Annotated in this window: 19 protein-coding genes; 14 read left to right on the top strand and 5 right to left on the bottom strand. The window is 71.2% G+C overall.

Features of this window, described 5'->3' with window-relative positions:
* Nucleotides 1-130: 130 nt before the first annotated feature.
* From INTCA_RS05565 to INTCA_RS05595, 7 genes are all read left to right on the top strand, one after another.
* Nucleotides 131-2107 carry an ABC transporter transmembrane domain-containing protein gene (locus tag INTCA_RS05565; RefSeq protein ID WP_013491945.1) on the top strand — a complete coding sequence of 659 codons (1977 nt, stop codon included), beginning with the start codon at nt 131-133 and terminating at the stop codon, nt 2105-2107.
* The gene (locus tag INTCA_RS05570) at nt 2088-4058 is read left to right on the top strand and encodes an ABC transporter ATP-binding protein (RefSeq protein ID WP_013491946.1); all 1971 of its coding nucleotides are present in this window, start codon (nt 2088-2090) and stop codon (nt 4056-4058) included. Before INTCA_RS05565 ends, INTCA_RS05570 begins: the two co-directional genes overlap by 20 nt.
* Nucleotides 4059-4210: 152 nt before the next feature.
* Nucleotides 4211-5449, top strand: a complete 1239-nt coding sequence (locus tag INTCA_RS05575) for an NAD(P)/FAD-dependent oxidoreductase (RefSeq protein WP_013491947.1) — start codon at nt 4211-4213, stop codon at nt 5447-5449.
* Nucleotides 5450-5575: 126 nt separating this feature from the next.
* Nucleotides 5576-6148 carry a hemerythrin domain-containing protein gene (locus tag INTCA_RS05580; protein ID WP_013491948.1) on the top strand — a complete coding sequence of 191 codons (573 nt, stop codon included), beginning with the start codon at nt 5576-5578 and terminating at the stop codon, nt 6146-6148.
* A gap of 145 nt (nt 6149-6293) precedes the next feature.
* The gene (locus INTCA_RS05585) at nt 6294-7970 is read left to right on the top strand and encodes an ABC1 kinase family protein (protein ID WP_013491949.1); all 1677 of its coding nucleotides are present in this window, start codon (nt 6294-6296) and stop codon (nt 7968-7970) included.
* Nucleotides 7971-8004: 34 nt separating this feature from the next.
* On the top strand, nt 8005-8862 hold the full coding sequence (locus tag INTCA_RS05590; RefSeq protein WP_013491950.1) for a bifunctional methylenetetrahydrofolate dehydrogenase/methenyltetrahydrofolate cyclohydrolase: 858 nt from the start codon (nt 8005-8007) through the stop codon (nt 8860-8862).
* Nucleotides 8846-9127 (top strand): DUF3017 domain-containing protein, encoded by a 282-nt coding sequence (locus tag INTCA_RS05595; protein ID WP_013491951.1) that lies wholly within the window; start codon nt 8846-8848, stop codon nt 9125-9127. Before INTCA_RS05590 ends, INTCA_RS05595 begins: the two co-directional genes overlap by 17 nt.
* Nucleotides 9128-9204: 77 nt before the next feature.
* Here the strand turns inward: INTCA_RS05595 and INTCA_RS05600 are convergent, their stop codons facing one another.
* The 3 genes from INTCA_RS05600 to INTCA_RS05610 are packed head-to-tail and all read right to left on the bottom strand — an operon-like array spanning nt 9205 to nt 11956.
* Complete coding sequence (locus INTCA_RS05600; RefSeq protein WP_013491952.1) at nt 9205-9882, bottom strand: GerMN domain-containing protein; 678 nt, start codon at nt 9880-9882, stop codon at nt 9205-9207.
* A complete protein-coding gene (locus tag INTCA_RS05605) occupies nt 9882-11258 on the bottom strand; it encodes a sensor histidine kinase (RefSeq protein WP_013491953.1) in 1377 nt (458 codons plus the stop codon). Before INTCA_RS05605 ends, INTCA_RS05600 begins: the two co-directional genes overlap by 1 nt.
* Nucleotides 11255-11956 (bottom strand): response regulator transcription factor, encoded by a 702-nt coding sequence (locus INTCA_RS05610; protein WP_013491954.1) that lies wholly within the window; start codon nt 11954-11956, stop codon nt 11255-11257. Before INTCA_RS05610 ends, INTCA_RS05605 begins: the two co-directional genes overlap by 4 nt.
* A gap of 124 nt (nt 11957-12080) precedes the next feature.
* Between INTCA_RS05610 and INTCA_RS05615 the strand changes: the two genes are divergently transcribed.
* From INTCA_RS05615 to INTCA_RS05625, 3 genes are read left to right on the top strand one after another with little or no spacing between them, the layout of a single operon-like run.
* A complete protein-coding gene (locus tag INTCA_RS05615; protein ID WP_041307299.1) occupies nt 12081-12374 on the top strand; it encodes an STAS domain-containing protein in 294 nt (97 codons plus the stop codon).
* Between the two features lie 11 nt (nt 12375-12385).
* The gene (locus tag INTCA_RS05620) at nt 12386-12889 is read left to right on the top strand and encodes a hypothetical protein (protein ID WP_148236482.1); all 504 of its coding nucleotides are present in this window, start codon (nt 12386-12388) and stop codon (nt 12887-12889) included.
* Entirely contained in the window at nt 12886-13071 is a 186-nt protein-coding gene (locus INTCA_RS05625; RefSeq protein ID WP_013491957.1) for a hypothetical protein, read from the top strand. Before INTCA_RS05620 ends, INTCA_RS05625 begins: the two co-directional genes overlap by 4 nt.
* Before the next feature lie 186 nt (nt 13072-13257).
* Here the strand turns inward: INTCA_RS05625 and INTCA_RS05630 are convergent, their stop codons facing one another.
* Together INTCA_RS05630 and INTCA_RS05635 are read right to left on the bottom strand one after the other, a co-directional pair.
* Nucleotides 13258-14238 (bottom strand): malate dehydrogenase, encoded by a 981-nt coding sequence (locus INTCA_RS05630; RefSeq protein ID WP_041307301.1) that lies wholly within the window; start codon nt 14236-14238, stop codon nt 13258-13260.
* A gap of 234 nt (nt 14239-14472) precedes the next feature.
* Nucleotides 14473-15321 carry a class II fructose-bisphosphate aldolase gene (locus tag INTCA_RS05635; RefSeq protein WP_013491959.1) on the bottom strand — a complete coding sequence of 283 codons (849 nt, stop codon included), beginning with the start codon at nt 15319-15321 and terminating at the stop codon, nt 14473-14475.
* 127 nt (nt 15322-15448) lie between these two features.
* On the opposite strand from INTCA_RS05635, the gene INTCA_RS05640 reads away from it, so the two are divergent.
* The 4 genes from INTCA_RS05640 to INTCA_RS05655 all read left to right on the top strand — a co-directional run bounded on the left by INTCA_RS05640 (nt 15449) and on the right by INTCA_RS05655 (nt 20195).
* Complete coding sequence (locus tag INTCA_RS05640; RefSeq protein WP_013491960.1) at nt 15449-16159, top strand: FadR/GntR family transcriptional regulator; 711 nt, start codon at nt 15449-15451, stop codon at nt 16157-16159.
* A 194-nt stretch (nt 16160-16353) separates the two neighbouring features.
* Nucleotides 16354-17805 carry a four-carbon acid sugar kinase family protein gene (locus INTCA_RS05645; RefSeq protein ID WP_013491961.1) on the top strand — a complete coding sequence of 484 codons (1452 nt, stop codon included), beginning with the start codon at nt 16354-16356 and terminating at the stop codon, nt 17803-17805.
* A 48-nt stretch (nt 17806-17853) separates the two neighbouring features.
* On the top strand, nt 17854-18747 hold the full coding sequence (locus tag INTCA_RS05650) for an NAD(P)-dependent oxidoreductase (protein WP_013491962.1): 894 nt from the start codon (nt 17854-17856) through the stop codon (nt 18745-18747).
* Nucleotides 18748-18749: 2 nt separating this feature from the next.
* On the top strand, nt 18750-20195 hold the full coding sequence (locus INTCA_RS05655) for a GntP family transporter (RefSeq protein ID WP_013491963.1): 1446 nt from the start codon (nt 18750-18752) through the stop codon (nt 20193-20195).
* The last annotated feature ends 18 nt before the right edge of the window (nt 20196-20213 follow it).

Genomic DNA, 20213 nt, shown 5'->3' on the forward strand with positions numbered 1-20213 from the left:
GCGGCGCGAAGTGCACACTCGAGCTGGGGCCAGCCCGGCGCGAAGTGCACACTTCGACGGGCGGGGGTCGAGGGGGGCGGACGGTAAATCGGTGGGGCGGGCCGCTCGCGGACCCTAGGGTTGATGGGTCATGCGAGATTTCCCGCCCGAGATCCGGGCCTTCACCGACCGCGCCACGAGCCGCGACGAGCCGGACACCCGAAGCCCGCGGACCTTCCTCTGGTGGATGGTCCGTCAGCAGGGAACGCTCTTCGTCGCCGGGCTGGTGGTGGCAGTTGTCTGGATGGTGCCCCAGGCGCTCGGCCCGTGGATGGTCGGCCGGGCCATCGACACCGGCATCGTCACGGGCGACACGACGGCGACGATCCGCTGGGTGCTCATCCTCGGCGCCGTGACCGCGGTCGGTGCCCTGAGCGGAACGGTCTACCACACGATCATCGTCCGGGAGTGGCTCATCGCGCTCTACGGCACGACCAAGCTCGTCACCCGCAAGGCCCTCCAGCTGGGCCACGTCCTGACCCGCCGCACGCCGACCGGCGAGGTCCTGTCGGTCTCCGGCAGTGACGGTGACCAGTTCGGGGCGCTCATGGAGGTCTCGACCCGCGCGATCTCGCAGCTCGTCGCCTACCTGGCCGTCGCGGCGATCGTGCTGTCGACGTCGGTCCGGATGGGCCTGCTCGTCCTCCTCTCGGCGCCGCTGCTCGTCATGCTCGGCACGCCGCTGCTGCGACCGATGCAGCGGTGGCAGGGGATCGAGCGGTCGCGCAACTCAGAGCTGACCTCGATGGCAACCGACATCGTCGCGGGCCTGCGGATCCTGCGGGGCATCGGCGGCGAGGGCACCTTCGGCGGCAACTACGCGGAGCAGTCGCAGCGGGTCCGGCACTCGGGCGTCCTGGCGGGGACCTGGCTCGCCGCGGTCGAGGCGGTCGGCGTCCTGCTCTCCGGCGGGTTCGTCGTCGCCCTCATGTGGCTCGGCACCCGCGAGGTCGCCCAGGGCCGCCTCACCCTCGGGCAGTTCGTCAGCTTCCTCGGCTACGGCCTGTTCCTGCTCCACCCGATGCGCACCTTCGTCGAGTTCGCCCAGAAGTGGATCCGCTCCGTCGTCTCGGCCCGCAAGGCGATCGCCGTCCTCGGCCAGCGCCCCCCGTGGGTCGAGCCGGAGCAGCCTCGAGCCCTCCCCGAGATGGCGCCCATCGTCGACGAGGCCTCCGGCACCGTCATCGAGCCCGGCCTGCTGACGATGGTCGTCTCGGCGGTGCCCGACGACTCGGCCGCCCTCGCGGACCGTCTCGGCCGGTACCTGCCGTCCGACGAGGGAGCGCTCGTCAGCGAGGAGATCCCCGAGGAGCTCAAGGGCCGGGCCGCCCGGCGCGAACGCTCCCAGCGGGCGCGGGCGCGCGAGGCCCAGGCCCGCCGCGACGAGGAACGCGCCCGGCAGGCGTGGGGGGTCACCGTCGGCGGGGTCGACCTGGCCGCAGCACCGCTCGACGCGGTCCGCGGCCGCATCCTCGTCAGCGACACGTCGCCGCAGGTCTTCGCCGGCACCCTTCGCGACGCGATCGACCCCCTCGGCCACCTGACCCGGTCGCAGGCCGAGCTCGCCCTCCACACAGCCGCCGGCGAGGACGTCTTCGACGCGCTCCCCGGCGGCTGGCAGGGCCGTCTCGACGAGCGCGGCCGCGGCCTCTCCGGCGGGCAGCGGCAGCGACTCGTCCTCATGCGCGCGCTCGCCGCCGACCCGGAGGTGCTCGTCCTCGTCGAGCCGACGAGCGCCGTCGACGCCCACACCGAGGCCCGGATCGCTGAGCGGCTCGGGCCGCACCGCGCGGGGCGCACCACCATCGTCATGACGGCGTCGCCCCTGCTGCTCCACCACGCCGACGAGGTCATCCTCCTCGACGCAGGGAAGGCCACCACCCGCGGACGGCACGTCGACCTCGTGGCCAGCTCAGCGGCATACCGCTCCGTCGTCGTGCGCGGCGAGGTCCAGCCGCCGGCGCGACCCGACCCCAACGAGCCCTACGACCCCAACCACTCCTACGACCACCACGATCCCTACGACCATCTCAGCGAGGAGCCGGGCGATGAGCACCGTCGACACTGACGCCTCCCCGCTGACCGGCGACCTCGCGGGCGAGTCGGCGCGGACGTGGGACCGCCCCGCCGCCCCACCCGAGGTCCCGGACGAGCTGCGGCCGCCGACCGCGGCCACCGTCCAGGAGCGGGCCGCGGCCCTCCGACGGCGGCACCTGCTCCGCGAGCGGCGGGCCCGGGAGTTCGTCGCCGAGACGATGAGCTCGACCACGGGGCTGCCCATCGCCGACCGGCGCAGCGTCTTCCGGTTCGTCGGGTCCCTCCTCGCCGCCCGTCGGCGCCTGACCATCGCGGTCATCCTCGGCAACGTCCTCGCGGCCGGGGCCGGCCTGCTCATCCCGCGCCTGCTCGGCGCCCTCGTCGACTCGACCGTCGCCGACGTCGCGGCCGGCCGGCAGGACGCAGCGCTCGCGGCCGCGAACTCCATGGCGCTCGTCGTCGCGGGGATCGTGGTCCTGCACGGACTCATCACGTTCGCCGCCCAGGTCACCTCGACGCTGCTCGGGCAGGGCCTGCTCGCCGCCGCACGTGAGGAGATCGTCCGGGCGATCCTGCGGCTGCCGCTCTCCCGCGTCGAGTCGGCGGGCTCGGGCGACCTCGTCACCCGCGTCACCCGGGACGTCGGGACGATGAGCGAGTCGGTCCGCTGGGCGCTGCCCCAGTCGATCACCGCGGGCACGACGGTCGTCCTCACGCTCGTGGCCATGCTGAGCAACTCGCTGCTCATGTCCCTCCCGTCCCTCGTGCTGATGGGTCTGGCGCTCGTGCAGATCCGGCGCTATCTCGTCCGGGCCCCCAACGGCTATCTCACCGAGGGCGGGACCTACTCGCGGATCAACACGAGCCTCACCGAGACCGTCGAGGGCGTCCGTACCGTCGAGGCGCTGGGCCTGGCGGGCCACCGCCTGCGCCGCGGCGACGACGACATCGAGGTGTCCGGCCAGGCCGAGCGCTACACGATGACGTTGCGCAACCTGCTCTTCGTCGTCATGGACCTCGCGTTCAGTCTCCCGCGGGTGCTCGTGCTCCTCGTCGGCGCCGTCGGCTACGCGCAGGGCTGGGCGACACTCGGCCAGATCACCACGGCGATCCTCTACACGGAGGCGTTGTGGGGGCCGTTCGACATGCTGGTCCACACCGTCGACCGGGTGCAGGTCGGCGTGGCGTCGACGACTCGCCTGCTCGGCATCGCCACCGTGCCGCCCGATCGCGAGGCGGGCGCCGCCCTCCCGGCCGGGCCGGACCTCGTCGGACGGGACCTGCGCTACGCCTACCGCGCCGACCACGACGTGCTGCACGGCATCGACCTCGAGCTGCGCACCGGTGAGCGCCTCGCCGTCGTCGGGCCGAGCGGCTCCGGCAAGTCGACGCTCGGTCGGCTGCTCGCGGGCATCCACCGGCCGCGCACGGGCACGGTCGAGGTCGGCGGCGTGGAGTTGACCGACCTGCCGCTCGACGTGCTGCGCACCGAGGTCGCGCTCGTCACCCAGGAGCACCACGTCTTCATCGGCTCGGTCCGCGACAACGTCGTGCTCGCTCGCGAAGCCGCCTCGGACGACGAGGTCCGCGCCGCGCTGGCTGCCGTCGACGCGTGGGACTGGGTCGAGCGGCTGCCCGAGGGGCTCGCCACAAAGCTCGGCGCCGGCCACACCCAGCTGACTCCCGGACGGGCCCAGCAGATCGCCCTCGCCCGGCTCATCCTGGCCGACCCGCACACCATCGTCCTCGACGAGGCCACCTCGCTCATCGACCCGCGGACGGCCCGCCACCTCGAGGGCTCGATGAACGCCCTGCTCACCGGCCGCACGGTCGTCGCGATCGCGCACCGCCTGCACACGGCGCACGACGCGGAGCGGATCGCGGTCGTCATCGACGGGCGGGTCGCCGAGCTGGGCAGCCACGACGAGCTCGTCGCGCACGACGGCGAGTACGCAGCGCTCTGGCGCGCGTGGACCTCCTGACCCCGCTGGGAGGTCGGGGTCCGAGCGCGAGCGCGCTCAGCGGCATACGGCCGAACCTCTCGTATGCCGCTGGGCTCGCTCCCGCACAGTCGTGACCTCAGGCGGGGGGCGGGGTCTCGACCAAGCCGAGGCCGGTGGGGGAGAGTGGCTGCATGAGCACCAGCGACCCCATCGTCATCGTCGGGGGCGGTCTCGCGGCCGCCCGTGCCATCGAAGCCATCCGGGAGAGCGACCAGGACGTCCCGGTCGTGCTCGTCGGCAAGGAGGACCGGTTGCCCTACGAGCGGCCGCCGCTGTCCAAGGGCGTCATGCTCGGCAACGACCCCGAGGACTCGGCGTTCCCCCACCCGCGCGAGTGGTACGACGAGAACCACGTGGAGCTCCGTCTCGGCGTGGCCGTCGACCGGCTCGACCCGACGGCCCGCACCGTGACGCTCTCTGACGGGAGCGAGTTGTCCTACGGTTCGGTGCTGCTCGCCACGGGCTCCGGCCTGCGCAAGCTGGACGTTCCGGGCACCGACCTGGCGGACGTCTTCTACCTGCGGTCGATGACCGACTCGGCGAAGATCCGGGCCCGGCTCGTGCCGGGCAGCGACGTCGTCATCATCGGCGCCGGTTGGATCGGTCTCGAGGTCGCGGCCGCGGCCCGGCACCACGGTGCCGAGGTGACCATCGTCGAGCCACAGTCGGCGCCGCTCCTGGGCGTCGTCGGCGAGCAGGTCGGGTCGTGGTTCGCCGACCTGCACCGGTCGCACGGCGTGACGCTCCGGCTCGGGGAGGGCGTCGAGCGGCTCGAGGGCGAGGACGGGAGGGTCACCGCAGTCGTGACGAGCAGCGGCGAGCGGCTCCCGGCCGACACCGTCGTCATCGGGGTCGGGATCCGGCCGAACACCAGGCTGGCCGAGGATGCCGGGCTCGAGGTCGACAACGGGATCGTCGTCGACGAGGCCCTGCGCGCGTCGGCTGACGGCGTCTTCGCGGCGGGCGACGTCGCCAACTGGTTCAACCCGACGCTCGGCACGCACGTGCGCGTCGAGCACTGGGCCAACGCGCACGACGGCGGGTATGCCGCCGGCCAGTCGATGGTCGGCCAGGACGTGCACTACGGGCCGGTCCCGTTCTTCTACTCCGACCAGTACGACATCGGCCTCGAGTACGCGGGCCACGTGCCGCGTGGCACCGACACCGAGGTCGTGTTCCGTGGCGACCCGGCGAGCAACGAGTTCATGGCGTTCTGGGTCGTGCCCGAGGGGGACGGGGTCCGGGTCCTCGCGGGGATGCACGTCAACGTGTGGGACACGATGGACGCCGTCCAGGACCTCGTCCGCAACCGCACCGTCGTCGACCGCACCCGTCTCGCCGACCGGGAGGTCGCCCTGGCCGACCTCTGACGTGGTCGTGCCGTTGTGCCGCCGTGGCACACTGTGAGCCCGGTCCCAGCGCGGTTTCCGAGGTGGGTGCGGGGGTACGGTGCGACAACAGGCCACTTCCGCACGCGACTGTTCGAGGGGGACCAGATGGAGACCCGCGTGGCCACGCTGCACGAGATCCGCGCCACGCTCCACGCGGAGCACGAGCACCTCTGGCGGCTGATCGGTGCGGTGCGACATGCGCAGGGGGAGGACCGGCGTGCAGAGCTGGCCGCGCTGTTGCGCTACCTGGCGGTGCACGAGGCTGCCGAGGAGGTCGCCATGCACAACGCCTGGGTCACCGACTCGACACGAGAACGCCTCGACGAGGAGCGCGAGATCGCGGACGTCATCGAGCGGCTGGTGCATGCTTACGCGCTGCGCGGTTCCGTGCCCGAGCCCGATGTGCCCACCAGTACGGACTCCGACGACGAGTTCCTGGTCATCCTCGACCAGCTCGAACGCAGCCTGCGGGACCATTCCGAGGCCGAGGAGAACGAGGAGGCGCCGATCCTCGCCGCCGAGCTGAGCCCGGAACAGCTCGGCGACCTCCTCCGCCTCCTGCTCATGGTCCGCGAGATGGCGGGCGACGCCGCCTCGCCCGTCGCCGGTGAGTCCTTCGCGACGATGCGCCTCGCCGCGCAGCGCGAGTTCAAGGCCGCCCAGCGCCAGGTGCGCTGACTCCGGGGGAGCGGGAGGTCGCCTTCGTCGGGGAGCGAGCTCAGCGGCATACGCCATGGGCCGGATGCCGCTCAGCTCGCTTCTGCTCGCGCGTCGACCACGTGGGTGGCTGAGTCCGCGGGGCCCGGGGTAGTACGGTCCGATCATGGATGCCGGGCACCGGAAGCGCTACGCCGACCTCGTCCGTCTCGTCGTGCGTCATGGGCGGCGGGACCTGCTGGCCGGGGTCCAGACCGACGAGTTCCTCGTGGAGGAGGGGGAGGCCTTCGACGTCGGTCAGTCCGACGGATCGGGCCCGGAGCGGCTCGCCGCGGACCTGGAGCAGATGGGCCCCACCTTCATCAAGCTCGGCCAGCTCCTGTCGACCCGCGTCGACCTCCTTCCGCCCGCCTACACCGACGCCCTCGCGCGCCTGCAGGACGACGTCGAGCCGTTCGGCGCCGACGAGGTGCGGGCCATCGTCGAGGAAGAGCTGGGCGCGCCGATCCGCAGCCTGTTCAGCGACTTCGACGACGCGCCGCTCGCGGCGGCCTCGCTCGCCCAGGTGCATCGGGCGACGACCCGCAACGGCCGCGACGTCGTCGTCAAGGTCCAACGCCCCGGCGTGCGGGAGGCGGTCCGCGGCGACATGGAGGTGCTCAGCTCCATCGCCGGGAAGGTCGACCGGCACACCGAGGTCGGGCGCCGCTACGGCATCGACAACCTGCTGTCCCACTTCCGGCGGTCCCTGGCGGGTGAGCTCGACTACCGACAGGAGGCCCAGCACCTCATCCGGTTCGGCGAGCTGACCGCCGAGTACTCCCACCTCGTCGTGCCCCAGCCGGTGACCGAGCTGTCCACCTCGCGGGTGCTCACGATGGACTTCGTCGCCGGCCGGCCGGTCACCACCGTGGGGCCCTTCGGACTCCTCGACGTCGACACGCGGCCCCTCGTCGAGGAGCTGTTCTCCGCCTACCTGCGGATGATCCTCGTCGACGGCACCCTCCACGCCGACCCGCACCCCGGCAACGTCCTCCTCACCGACGACGGGCGACTGGCTCTGATCGACTTCGGCATGGTCGCCGCGGTGCCGCGCCGGGTCCGCGACCAGGTCGTCAAGCTGCTCCTCGCGCTCAGCGAGGGCGACGGCGAGGAGGCGGCGCTCGTCCTCGCCGAGATGGGGCACCCGCTGGCCGGGTACGACGCCGCGAAGTTCCGCGACGACGTGTCGCACCTCGTCTCGACCGCAGTGACCATGGGCAGCGACGTCGACGCGGGCACGGTCCTCGTCGAGCTGAGCCGCCTGTCCGGCCAGCACGGGCTGCGGCCCCCCGCCGAGATGGCGATGATCGGCAAGACCCTGCTCAACCTCGACCAGGTGACCCAGCACCTCGACCCGTCGTTCGACCCGTCCGAGGCGATCCGCGACAACATCGAGGAGCTGCTCCGCGGCGGGCTCTCCGTCTCGCTGTCCGGGGCGATCTCCTCGGCGATCGAGGCGAAGAACTTCGCTGCCCAGCTGCCGAGACGCGCGAACCGCATCATGGACGCGCTCTCCGACGGTGAGCTCGCCTTCCGCGTCAAGACCATCGACGAGGTGCGCCTCGTGTCGGTCCTCCAGCACCTGGCCAACCGGTTGACGATGGGGATCGTCCTCGCCGCGATCGTCGTGGGTGCGGCGCTGATGATGCAGGTCCCGACGACGAGCCGGATCCTCGGCTACCCCGCGATCGCGATGGTCTTCTTCATCGTCGCCGCCATCGCCGGGGCCGTCCTCGTCGGCTCGATCCTCATCACCGACCGCCGCGAAGCGAGGGCCGCGCGTCGGGCGAGGGAGCAGTGAACGGGCGCGTGACGAGCGTGGCAGGATGGCGACCGTGACGGCACAGATCCTCGACGGCAAGAGCACCCTCGTTTCGATCAAGACCGAGCTGACGGAGCGCGTCGCCGTCCTTCGGGAGCAGGGGATCGTCCCGGGGCTCGGCACGGTCCTCGTCGGTGACGACCCGGGCAGCCACTGGTACGTCAACGCCAAGCACCGCGACTGCGCGGAGATCGGCATCACCAGCATCCGGCGCGACCTGCCCGCCACCGCGACGCAGGCCGAGGTCGAGGCGGTCATCGACGAGCTCAACGCCGACCCGTCCTGCACCGGGTTCCTCGTCCAGCAGCCGACCGGCCTCGACGAGATGGCGTTGCTCTCCCGGGTGGCCCCGGAGAAGGACGTCGACGGACTGCACCCGACCAACCTCGGCTGGCTCGTCCTCGGGCGTCCCGCCCCGCTGCCGTGCACGCCGATGGGCTGCATCGAGCTGCTCCGCCGCTACGACGTGCCGATCAACGGCGCCAAGGTCGTCGTCGTCGGCCGCGGCCTGACCGTCGGCCGCCCGCTCGGCCTCATCCTCACCCGCAAGTCCGAGAACGCCACGGTGACGCTGTGCCACACCGGCACGAAGGACCTCGCGGCGGAGGTCCGCCAGGCCGACATCGTCATCGCCGCCGCCGGGGTGCCCGGCATCGTCACCGGTGACATGGTCAAGCCGGGCGCCGCCGTGCTCGACGTCGGCGTGAGCCGGGTCGACGGCAAGATCGCCGGCGACGTCGCCCCCGACGTCGCCGAAGTGGCCGGCTGGGTCAGCCCCAACCCGGGAGGGGTCGGCCCGATGACGCGCGCGCTGCTGTTGAGCAACATCGTGCAGGCCGCCGAGGCGCACGCCCGTGCAGTGGCGAGGTAGCGGGTTCGTCGTCCTCGGCTGGTGGTACGTCGTCGCCGTCCTCGGGGCCGTCGGGGTGCTGCTGATGGCCTTCGGCGACGTGCGCTGGGGCGGCCGCATCATGGCCGGCGGGCTCTTCTTCGGCGCCTTCGTCCGGCTGGTCGCGCGGCCGGCCCGCAAGGCCGGTGGGTTGAACGCGCGCTCCCGTGCGGTCGATGTGCTCCTGTTGCTGGGGTTGGCCATCGGCATCCTCGTCGCGTCCGCGACGGTCAAGCTCGACGTCTGAGCTGAGTCTCCGTCGAGAGTGCACTTCGTGCCGGGCCCAGCCCCATCGAGTCAACTGGCGCGACGCCCCTCGCGGGTTCAGCGCTGCGTGGCGCGCGCCCCCGGGATCGGAGCGTTCTCCTTCGCCAGGACGGCGAAGTCCTCGGCGGTCAGGGGACCGGCCGTCAGCACCCCATCGGGCAGGGGCGCCTCGATGCGTTCGCCATCGACCGTGAGGAGCACGGAGTCGATGCCTGGGACGGACGCGAGACTGAGAACGATCTGGCCGACCGCGTGGGGCAGCCGCCGAGCGGACGGCGCCGGGTCGCCGGTCTGGACCTCGACCTCGGCCAGCCCGTCGGTGATGCTGTTGAGCGTGAGCTGGACGTCCGGGCCGAGCGCCGTCGACAAGCCGGACATCCGCTCGAGCTCGCTCGGCCCTTGGGAGAGCCGGGCCAGCACGGTGGCGGCGGCGCCTGCATCGTCGCTGGCCGCAGCGCCGGCCTCGACGGCATAGAGCCGGTCGGAGTCGTCCAGCCAGTAGATGTACGGTCCGCGGGTGGCGGCCTCGCTCGTCCTCGGCGTCGGCGGGGGGGCCGGCTCCATGAGGTTGTACGGGACCTCGGTGATCGTCATCGGTGGGGAGCTGGCGGGGACACCGCATCCGGCGAGGAAACCGGCGACGAGCAGCCAGACGGCTATCGCGACCGAGCGGCTTCGACGCGAGATCCGACTCAGCCGACGGTTCACCGCGCGCACTCTGATGTCACGGCTCATCACTCCCCTTCCTCGCTCAGCGGCAGCGCGAGGGTGAACCGCGCGCCACCCTCGGCTCGGTCCTCGCACCACACAGACCCACCGTGGGCTCGTGCGGTTTCTTCCACGAGGCTGAGCCCGAGGCCCGTGCCCTGGCGCGAACCGCGGGAACCGGACCGCGCGAACCGTTCGAAGATGAGCTCCCGATCGGCCTCCGGCACGCCCGGACCGGCGTCGTCGACCCGGATCAGGGCTCGACCGTTGCTCGTGGTCACGTTCACCGCGGACAGCCCCCCGCCGTGCAGGTCGGCGTTGTCGAACAGGTTGACGAGAGCACGGTTCAGCTCCTGTTTGTCGGCAAGGACGCGCACGGGCTGCGTCGGGACACTGAGCAGCTCGGTGGCGCGGTGGTTCTCCGAGAGGGCGTGCGCCACCAGGTCTCGAAGGTCGACGTCGACGACATCTCGGTGGGCGGTGCCCGCGTCGAGCCGGCCGAGCTCGAGCAGGTGCTCCAACGCTCGACGGAGGCGGTCGACCTCTCCCTCGACGAGCTCGACCGCTCTCTGCGCGCGCAGGGGGAGCTCGTTGCGGGAGCCGGCGAGCACGTCGACGCTGGTCATCAGGGTGGTGACCGGAGACCGCAGCTCATGGCTGACGTCGGCTGCGAAGCGCGCGTCGCGTTGGACCCGTTCCTCCAGCGCTTCGACCATCGTGTTGAAGGATCCGACGATGACGGACAGGTCCGGATCCTCGGTTGCGCCCAGACGGGTGTCCATCTGCCCGGCGGCGATCCGTGCGGCCGCGGTGGCAACGCTCTCCAGCGGCGCGATGGCGCGCGCGGCAGCGGCCCGCGACATGAGTGTCCCGCCGATGGTCGTCAGTGCGGCAAAGGCGGCGAGGACGCTGCCGAGGGTGGTGAGCGTCGAGTCGAGCTCTGAAGCGGAGGCGATCTGGTAGAAGTTCGCCTCGACTGCTGGAAGGGGGACGCCGACGACGATGACCGGCCGGCCGTCCAGGCGGCTCCATGCCACTCCCGCCAGGCCGGAACGGACGACCTGCCGCACCTCGGGCGCGATGGCGTCCTCGGCGACGTTGAGCGAGGATGAGTACCAACGCTCCTGGCGCTTGACGAGCACGACCGACCCGGACGAGCCGGGCACGCTGGCGAGGACCTCGATGACGTCGGACCCGCGGGTGCGCAGCCCGTCGCGGACCATCGACGCGCTGGCGAACGCCTGCTGCGCCGCGGTCTGCTCGCGCTGGCCGATGAGGAACTCACGGGCCGCGAGGTAGGTCCCGCCTGCGAGGATTGCGGAGACGACGAGAGCGAGGCTGGCGAAGGAGAGGGTGATGGTCGTTCGCAGGCTGAGCGGCCGCAGCCGAGCAAACCGTTTCACGATCTGGCGTCGAGGCGATAGCCCAGGCCGCGAGCCGTGACGAGGAGCTGCGGTTGGCCGGGATCGCGCTCGATCTTGGTGCGCAGCCTCCGCACGTGGACGTCGACGATGCGTTCGTCGCCGAAGAACCCTCGGTCCCAGACCCGCTCGAGCAACATCCGCCGGCTGCACACGCGTCCCGGGGGCTGCGCCAGCTCACAGAGCAGGCGGAACTCGGTCATCGTCAGGTGAAGTGCCTCTTCGCCGCGGCGGACCAGGCCGGCATCGACGTCGAGGACGAGCGGCCCGTCCTGGGCGTCGAGCACGACTCGAGACCCTTCCTCACCGTGCCCGCGGTGCTGCCGCCGCAGCAGCGCGCGGATCCGGGCAGACAGCTCCTTGACCTGGAACGGTTTGGTCACGTAGTCATCGGCGCCGGCCTCGAGGGCTGCGACGATGTCATGGGTGTCGACTCGCGCGCTGACGACGATGATCGGCGCGTCGCTGCTGCGCCGGACCTCCCGGATGAAGGTGAAGCCGTCCATCCCGCCCAGCATCAGGTCGACGAGCATGACGTCGATGGGCTGGCTGCGCACGGCGTCGAGCGCGGACTCGGCCGAGGCATGGGGGAGCGGCGTGTCGCCCTCGCCCTCGATGGACATGGCGAGCGAGGCACGGATGCCGTCGTCGTCTTCGAGAACGAGGATGGTGAGGGCCACCTCGCGATTGTGCCAGCGCTGGGGCTCCCTGACAGCCGCGCGACTGTGCCTGAAAGGCGTCAGTCACACAATCGCAAAGAAGCCGTCCATCTGGTCGTCATGTCGCGGCGGCAGGGTGGAAGACGTGAACGAGTCAGGTCTGGTCCACGTGACCTTGGACGAGCGATCCCTGCCGCACGATCTGCTCCTGCTCCGTGCCAGCACGGCCGAGTGCCTGACTCGCGGGCGCGGGAGCGTCGTCGTCGACATCTCGTCGCTGCGCCGACTCTCCTCGGAGACGATCGCCGCGCTCTTGTGGACGCGGCGCAAGTGCAGCGGCCTCGGCATCGGCTTCACGATCGTGGGGGCCAGGGCAGCGGCGGCCCAGTCGCTCAGCCGGTGCGGGATGGCGGAACAGCTCACCGTGGGAGGCGGATGATGGCGGTGCAGGTGACCGATCGGGGTGCCATCCGGACCCATGACGGCCCGGGCGGCTGGCACATCACCCTGGTCGAGTGTCCCGACGGACTGTCCAACGTCTCCACGGTCCGCGGCGTGACCCGGGTGTTTGTCGCGGACCTGCCTGCACCCGGCTCCACGGGCCCGAGCTGTTTCGCTGCCGCCGCGTGCACGCCGGACGGCGACGCGCTCGTGCTGTCCCGGCAGGCGCCACCTGCGCTGATCATCTCCGACCGCGGGTACCGCCGGGCACCGGTCGTTCCGGGGACTGATGAGCTGGTCGACGTCGACGACGACGAGATGATCCTCATCTTCTCCTCGACCGTCTTCGAGGAGATGCCGCAGCGGCTGGCTCGCGTCCTGCACGGTCACCCAGAGGAGCTGCTGAGGTCCGACCCGGGCGCCTTTCTGCTCGATGTCTTCGAGGAGACCGGGTCCGGGGCCGGCGCGGTGATCACTCGCGGTGCAACCCACCCAGATGGAGGGCCAGCGTGACCCCTGTTTCAGCGTTCGTGGCGGCACTCGCGGAGGAGCATCGTCTCGCCCATGCCGAGCTTCAGGCGGCGGAGCAGACCGGGGACGAGGTGAGGCGATCATTGGCGCTGGGGCGCCTCGCGGACCTGCAGGAGATCGCGTCGCGCAGCCTCGACGTCGTCTCGCTGGACGCGATGAGCTGATCAGGCCGTATGCCGCTGGGCTGAGTCCACACCCGACGTACCCGGGCGCCCGACGCCAGGGCCGAGCCGGCAGGAAATGGACCTGGTCGGCGGAGCCAGCCCACCAGCACACGACCCCGAACGACGTCGAGTGTGCAGTTCGTGTCGACACGAACTGCACACTCGACGAAGGGGGCTGGCGGAGCCTCAGATGAGGCCGAGCTCCTTGACCTGGTCGCGCTCGGACTCGAGGCGCGCCACCGAGGCGGCGATCCGCTCACGCGAGAAGTCGTTGAGCTCGATGCCCTGGACGATCTCGTACTTCCCGTCCTTCACGACGCACGGGAACGACGAGACGATGCCCTCGGTCACGCCGTAGGAGCCGTCGGACGGGACCGACATCGACACCCAGTCCTCGGTGCCCTTGACCCAGTCGCGCATGTGGTCGATCGTCGCGTTCGCGGCGGAGGCGGCCGACGACAGACCGCGGGCCGCGATGATCGCGCCGCCGCGCTTGGCCACGGTGGGGATGTACTCGTCCGTGATCCAGGACTGCTCGACGAGGTCCGCCGCGACCTTGCCGCCGACCTTGGTGTTGAACAGGTCCGGGTACATCGAGTCGTCGTGGTTGCCCCAGATCGCCAGGTGGGTGATCTCGGTGACGCTGACGCCGAGCTTCTTGGCGAGCTGCGTCTTGGCGCGGTTGTGGTCGAGTCGCGTCAGGGCGTTGAAGCGCTCGCGGGGGATGTCGGGGGCGTTGGACATCGCGATGAGCGCGTTGGTGTTGGCCGGGTTGCCGGTGACGAGGACCTTGATGTCGTCGGCGGCGTTGTCGCCCAGCGCCTTGCCCTGGCCGGTGAAGATCTTGCCGTTCGCGGCGAGCAGGTCGGCGCGGTCCATGCCCTCCTTGCGCGGCATGGCGCCGACGAGCATGGCGAGGTTGGTTCCGTTGAAGATGGCGTTGGGGTCGTCGCCGATCTCGACGCCGGCGAGGGTCGGGAACGCGCAGTCGTCGAGCTCCATGACGACACCCTCGAGGGCCTTGAGCGCCGGGGTGATCTCGAGGAGGCGGAGCTCGACCGGGGTGTCCGGGCCGAGGAGGGCCCCGCTCGCGATGCGGAAGAGGAGGCTGTAGCCGATCTGGCCGGCAGCGCCGGTGACGGCGACTTTCACGGGGGGTGTGCTCACGGGAGGCCCTTCACATCAGTGTGGCTGTGGACGCATTCGAAACTACCAGCCGGGTCGGGGGCCCCGCACCCGCGGGCGGGCCCCGTGACGTGGGTCACGGTTCCGTCCCGAGGGGTGATGCCGTATGCCGCTGGGCGCGCTCTCGCCGCGAGGTGGCCGTGGCAGGTCGGTCGCGTTCGCGGGCGGGCAAGCGTCCATGGCCGCGGCGGCGGCGTGGGTCGGGGCGCTGGCTCGCTAGCCCGCTTCGAAGGTGGCGAGGGTGCGGCTGACCTGGTTTCGCGCCTCGTCCGACCAGGAGCGCATGACCGACTCGAGGTTGGCGCCGTGTGCGATGGCCGCGGGCACCGTCGCGGCGAGGCGCTCGAGGACGGCCGTGCGCAGCTCGGTGTTGACGTTGATCTTGCCCACGCCGGAGGTGATGCACCGGCGCACCGTCAGCGGTGACAGCCCGGAGGCGCCGTGCAGCACGAGGGGGAGGTCTACCTCGGCGGCGATGGCGTCGAGGCGCTCGTGGTCGATGACCGGGTCCCCGAGGTAGCTGCCGTGGACGTTGCCGATGGAGACCGCGAGCAGGTCGACCCCCGTCTGCGCGACGAAGTCCTTGGCCTGGGCCGGGTCCGTGAGACCGGCGGCCCCGGCCGCGACCAGCGCGGCCACGTCCTCGTTGCCCTCGATCCGGCCCAGCTCGGCCTCGAGCGCGACGTCGTGGTCCGCAAGCAGCTCGCGCGCCTGCAGGACCAGGGCGACGTTCGCCGCGTAGCCGCCCTTGGACCCGTCGACGAGGACTGCGTCGGCGCCGGCTTCGACGGTTCTGAGGATCAGATCGAGGTCGCCGGCGTGGTCCAGCTGGATGGACACGGGGACCGGGGCGTGGTCAGCGAGGGTCCGCAGGGCCCTGACGAGCGTCTGCCCGTAGGTGGTCGCAGCGGTCGACGGCGAGACGAGGAGCACCACACCCTCGTCCCGGTCCGCTGCGGCGGCGACGACCGCAGCCGCCGTGGTGAGGTCGTAGCAGGTGAACGCCCCAGCGGCGCGTCCGGCGCTCTGGGCGGATCTGACGAGGGTGTCGAGTCGAGTGCGCATGGGTCTCCGGGGGATCGGCGAGGCTGTTGGGAAGGCGGAGGTGGAGCCAGCCGCCAGGCCGGGCTTGTCGGATGGCGATCTGGTTGCTACCGTAGCAGTCCTCAGAGGTCTGATGAGTGGAGCAAAGATGCCACGGGTGAGCTTGGTCGAGACGGTCACCGACCGTCTGCTCGACCGCATCATCTCCGGGGAGTTCCCCGAGGGCTCTGCGCTGCCCCCCGAGGCCGCCCTCGCAGAGCAGTCGGGCGCCTCCCGGCTCACCGTGAGAGAAGCGGTCCGGGTCCTCTCGTCCCAGCACGTCGTGCGAGCCCTTCAGGGGCGCGGCACCTTCGTCAACCCGGTCACTCGATGGACCTCGCTCGAGGCGCTGGTCCGGATGCAGCGAGGCGACGCGTCCAAAGTCATCGCTCAGCTCGTCGAGGTCCGCGCCATGATCGAGGTCGGCGCAGCGGAGCTCTTCGCTGTTCGGGTCAGCAACGAGGACCTCGCGGGGCTGCGCGGGTATGTCGAGCAGATGCGGGCTGCCCACGACCGCACCGATGTGGGCGCCTTCGTGGCGGCGGACCTCGCGTTCCACGACCTGATCCTGGACGGCTGCGGCAACCCGTTCGTGCCGGCGACCTTCCTGCCCATCTCCCGGGCCCTGCGGGACGCCAGGACACGCACCTCGTCGGTGACCCAGATCCGTGAGCACGCCATCGTCGAGCACTCCAGCATCATCGAGGCTCTGGAGACGGGCTCCGCGGAAGCGGCCGCGGCTGCCATGCGCTCCCACCTGATCCAGACGCGCGACGATGCCCGTCGCTATCTCCAGGCGACCGGAGACGGATCGACCTGATGCCATGACATCGATCCAGTGAGCCACTGACCCACTGACCTCCTGAGCTGCCCGCAGGCCCCACCCCTGGCAACCGAGGTGGGACCCAGCTCCGCCGGGCCGCATCGGCTCGGTCCTCGGTCCGCCCACCACCCCCACTCACCCCCTACCCGCGCTCGACGACAGACCTCTGAGGTCTGAGGAATGGAGATACCGTGTCCACCGACGTACTCGGCAGGCAGACGAAGGAGCTGCTCCTCGCCGGACTGCCCGACCCCCTGACGGTGACGGCATCCGACGTCCGCGCGGCGCGGGCAGCGACGACACCACGTCGCCTCGTGGTCCTCGACGACGACCCCACAGGGACCCAGTCCGTCGGGGACCTCCCGGTCCTGACCAGCTGGACCGAGGGCGACCTCGCCTGGGCCTTCGGGACGGGCGCCCCGGCGGTCTATGTGATGACCAACACGCGCAGCCTCGACCCGCAGGACGCGGCCCGGCGCAACTCGGAGGCAGCCGGCAACGCCCTGCTCGCAGCCGCCCGTGTCGGCGTCGAGGTCGACTTCGTGTCCCGCTCGGACTCGACGCTGCGCGGCCACTATCCGCTCGAGCCGGACGTGCTGACGCAGGTGCTCGCCGAGTCCGGCGTTGCCGTCGACGGCGTGGTGATCGTCCCGGCGTTCGGCGAGGCCGGGCGGATCACCGTGCGGTCGGTCCACTACGCCGGCTCGGAGGCGGAGGGCTACGTGCCCGCGAGCGAGACCGAGTTCGCCAAGGACGCCACCTTCGGGTACGCCTCATCCGACCTGCGCGACTGGGTCGAGGAGAAGACCGGGGGTCGGATCGCGGCGCACGACGTCACCGCGATCACCCTCGATCTGCTCCGGTCCGGCCCCGGCGCCGTGGCCGAGGTGCTTGGCTCGCTCACCGACGCCCAGCCCGTCGTCGTCGACATCGTCGAGGAGTCGGACCTGCGCGTCCTCGCCCTCGCACTGCTGCAGGCAGAGGCAGCAGGGAAGCGGTTCGTCCACCGGGTCGGGCCGCCCTTCGTCCGCGCCCTGATCGGCCAGGACGTGCTCGAACCCCTCACCTCCGCCGATGTGGCCGCGATTCGGGCCGGCGGCAAGGGCGAGACGTCTCCGTACGGCCTCGTCGTCGTCGGCTCCCACGTTGCGCTGACGACCCGCCAGCTGGCCCGGCTCGAGGAGCGGCAGGCGCCCGTCGTCGTCACGATCGACGTCGAGCAGGTGCTCGGCGCCGGCCGGGCTGACCACCTCGACGGTGTCGTCGCCGACACGGTCAAGGCGCTCGCCGAGGGCAACGTGGTGGTCCGGACGTCTCGCGTCCTCGTCACCGGTGCCGACGCAGGCGGCTCCCTCGACATCGCCCGACAGGTCTCCGACGCCGTCGTCGAGGTCGTCCACCGCGTCCTGGAGGCGGCGCCGCCGCGGTTCGTCGTCGCCAAGGGCGGGATCACATCGTCCGACGTCGCGAGTCGCGGTCTCGAGATCTCCCGCGCGATGGTCCGGGGGCCGATGCTGCCCGGCATCGTCTCGCTCTGGGAGCCGACCGAGGGCCCGGCGCGAGGCATCCCCTACATCGTCTTCGCCGGCAACGTCGGCAGCGACGCGAGCCTCGCGGACGTCGTGGCGAAGCTCACCGACTGAACCAACCCCGAACAGCATCAGCCAAACCCGTTCAAGGAGGAACAACCCATGCCACCCCAACTCACCGTCGCAGTCCTCGGACTGGGCGCGATGGGTCTGCCCATGGCGAGTCGTCTCGCCGAGCAGTTCACCGTCCGCGGTTACGACATCAACCCAGAGCGGAGCGCTCTGGCCGCCGAGCAGGGAGTCGTCCAGGCGACCTCCTCGCGCGAGGCAGCGACCGGAGCGGACGCCGTCCTGCTCGCGGTCCGCAACCGCGCCCAGCTCGACGAGGCGCTCTACGGGGATGACGGAGTCGCAGCCGTCCTTTCACCCGGAGCCGTCGTCATCCTCACCTCGACCGTCGGGATCGAGGCGGTCCGCGATGTCGCCGGCCAGCTCGACACCGCCGGCTTCCACCTGGTCGACGCCCCCATCTCGGGTGGGCCGGCCCGCGCGGGGACCGGTGACCTGCTCATCGTCGTCGGTGCGACGGACGAGGCCTTCTCCGCCGCCCAGCCGATCCTCGAGCACCTCGCCTCGACACTGGAGCGGATGGGCCCGCTCCCGGGTGACGGCCAGGCGATGAAGACCGTCAATCAGCTCCTCTGTGGCGTGCACATCGCCGCTGGTGCCGAGGCCCTGGCCCTCGCCGGGCAGCTCGGCCTCGATCAGGAGCAGGTGCTCCGCACCCTCGGCGCCGGGGCGGCAGCGTCCTTCATGCTCGGCGACCGCGGTCCGCGGATGCTGCAGGCCCACGACGACGGTGGCGCCGAGGTGCGCAGCCGCCTCGACATCTTCGTCAAGGACATGGGCATCGTCAGCCGCGCCGCTCAGGGCGTCGGCCTCGCCACGCCGGTCGCCGCCGCGGCCGAGCAGCTCTACCTCATCGGCCAGGCCCACGGGCTGGCGGCCTCCGACGACTCGTCCGTCATCACCGTCCTCACCCCCAAGGAGAACTGACCATGGGAACCGCTGGTCTCTTCATCACCGCCCTGCTCGCAGTCGTCTTGCTGCTCGTCCTCGTGATTCGGTTCGAGCTGCCGGCGTTCGTCTCGCTTCTCCTCGTCTCCATGGGGACGGCGCTCGTCGCCGGCGTCCCGATCGGCGAGGTGGTCCCGACGATGGTCGCCGGGATGGGCAAGGTGCTCGGGTCGGTCGCCATCGTGGTCGGCCTCGGGTCGATGCTGGGCCGCCTCATCGAGGTCTCCGGTGGTGCCGACCACCTGGCCCGCAAGTTCACCCAGGTGCTCGGCCCGAAGCGCGTCATCGTCGCCCTGACGGCGGCGGCGTTCATCCTCGGCATCCCGGTGTTCTTCGACGTCGCCTTCATCATCCTGGCGCCGATCGTCTTCGCCTTCGCCAAGATCGCCAAACTCAACCCGCTCAAGGTCGGACTCCCCGTCGGTGCCGTGCTGCTCACCCTGCACGTCACCGTGCCACCGCACCCGGGCCCGGTCGCGGCCGCGGCCCTCACCGGTGCTGACGTGGGCCTGCTCACCGTCCTCTCCCTCGTGATCGGCGCCATCGTCTCGGTCATCGGCTATTTCGCGGCGAAGCTGTTCGACGTCCGCAAGATCGTCCTGGGTGACTCCCCGGCCACGGAGGCGGTTGACCAGCACGACAGCAGCACCCCGGCGGACAGCGACGGCCCCGGAGCTGTGTCCCCGGGCAGCCCCTCCTCGGGCGGCGTGGCGACGGCGATCTCGACGGCCACCCGCACGCAGCCGACGACGAAGACGCCCGGTACGGGCACGATCATCGGCCTCATCCTGCTGCCGATCGTCCTCATGATGCTCGGGTCCACGCTGTCCACGGTCCTCGGCAAGGAGCACGACTTCACGCCGATCGCCTCCTTCATCGGGGCGCCGACGACTGCGCTGCTCGTCGGCGTCCTGGTCGCCTACCTCGTCATCGGTCACCGCACCGGTTGGACGAAGACGAAGCGCAGCCTCGTCGCCGACTCCGCCCTGCCCATCGTTGCCGTCATCATCTTCGTCACCGGCGCCGGCGGCGTGTTCGCCAACGTGCTCGTCGAGTCCGGTATCGGGGACGCCCTGACGAACAGCCTGACCTCGATCGGTCTCCCGGTCATCGTCGCCGGCTTCCTCATCTCGCAGGCGCTGCGGGCGGCGCAGGGCTCGGCCACCGTCGCGATCCTCACGACGGGCGGACTGCTCGCGGACGCCATCGCCAGCGGGGGCTACTCGCCGCTGCAGATCGCCCTGATCACGCTGGCGATCGGTTTCGGCGGCCTCGGCCTGTCCCACATCAACGACTCCGGTTTCTGGATCGTGACGAAGTACCTCGGCCTGTCCGTGGCCGATGGGCTCAGGACGTGGACCGTGCTGACCACGATCTGTGGGGTGAGCGGGTTCCTCCTCACATGGGCGGCCTTCGCCATCGTGTGACCCCTGTCAAGGGAGAAG

This window comes from Intrasporangium calvum DSM 43043, assembly GCF_000184685.1.
Lineage (GTDB): Bacteria > Actinomycetota > Actinomycetes > Actinomycetales > Dermatophilaceae > Intrasporangium > Intrasporangium calvum.

What these genes read in the sequence shown, in the direction of transcription:
- INTCA_RS05655 (WP_013491963.1), top strand. Translation starts at nt 18,750, where the DNA reads ATGGGAACCGCTGGTCTCTTCATCACCGCCCTGCTCGCAGTCGTCTTG.
- INTCA_RS05575 (WP_013491947.1), top strand. Translation starts at nt 4,211, where the DNA reads ATGAGCACCAGCGACCCCATCGTCATCGTCGGGGGCGGTCTCGCGGCC.
- INTCA_RS05565 (WP_013491945.1), top strand. Translation starts at nt 131, where the DNA reads ATGCGAGATTTCCCGCCCGAGATCCGGGCCTTCACCGACCGCGCCACG.
- INTCA_RS05570 (WP_013491946.1), top strand. Translation starts at nt 2,088, where the DNA reads ATGAGCACCGTCGACACTGACGCCTCCCCGCTGACCGGCGACCTCGCG.
- INTCA_RS05580 (WP_013491948.1), top strand. Translation starts at nt 5,576, where the DNA reads ATGGAGACCCGCGTGGCCACGCTGCACGAGATCCGCGCCACGCTCCAC.
- INTCA_RS05640 (WP_013491960.1), top strand. Translation starts at nt 15,449, where the DNA reads ATGCCACGGGTGAGCTTGGTCGAGACGGTCACCGACCGTCTGCTCGAC.
- INTCA_RS05650 (WP_013491962.1), top strand. Translation starts at nt 17,854, where the DNA reads ATGCCACCCCAACTCACCGTCGCAGTCCTCGGACTGGGCGCGATGGGT.
- INTCA_RS05635 (WP_013491959.1), bottom strand. Translation starts at nt 15,321, where the DNA reads ATGCGCACTCGACTCGACACCCTCGTCAGATCCGCCCAGAGCGCCGGA.
- INTCA_RS05585 (WP_013491949.1), top strand. Translation starts at nt 6,294, where the DNA reads ATGGATGCCGGGCACCGGAAGCGCTACGCCGACCTCGTCCGTCTCGTC.
- INTCA_RS05600 (WP_013491952.1), bottom strand. Translation starts at nt 9,882, where the DNA reads ATGAGCCGTGACATCAGAGTGCGCGCGGTGAACCGTCGGCTGAGTCGG.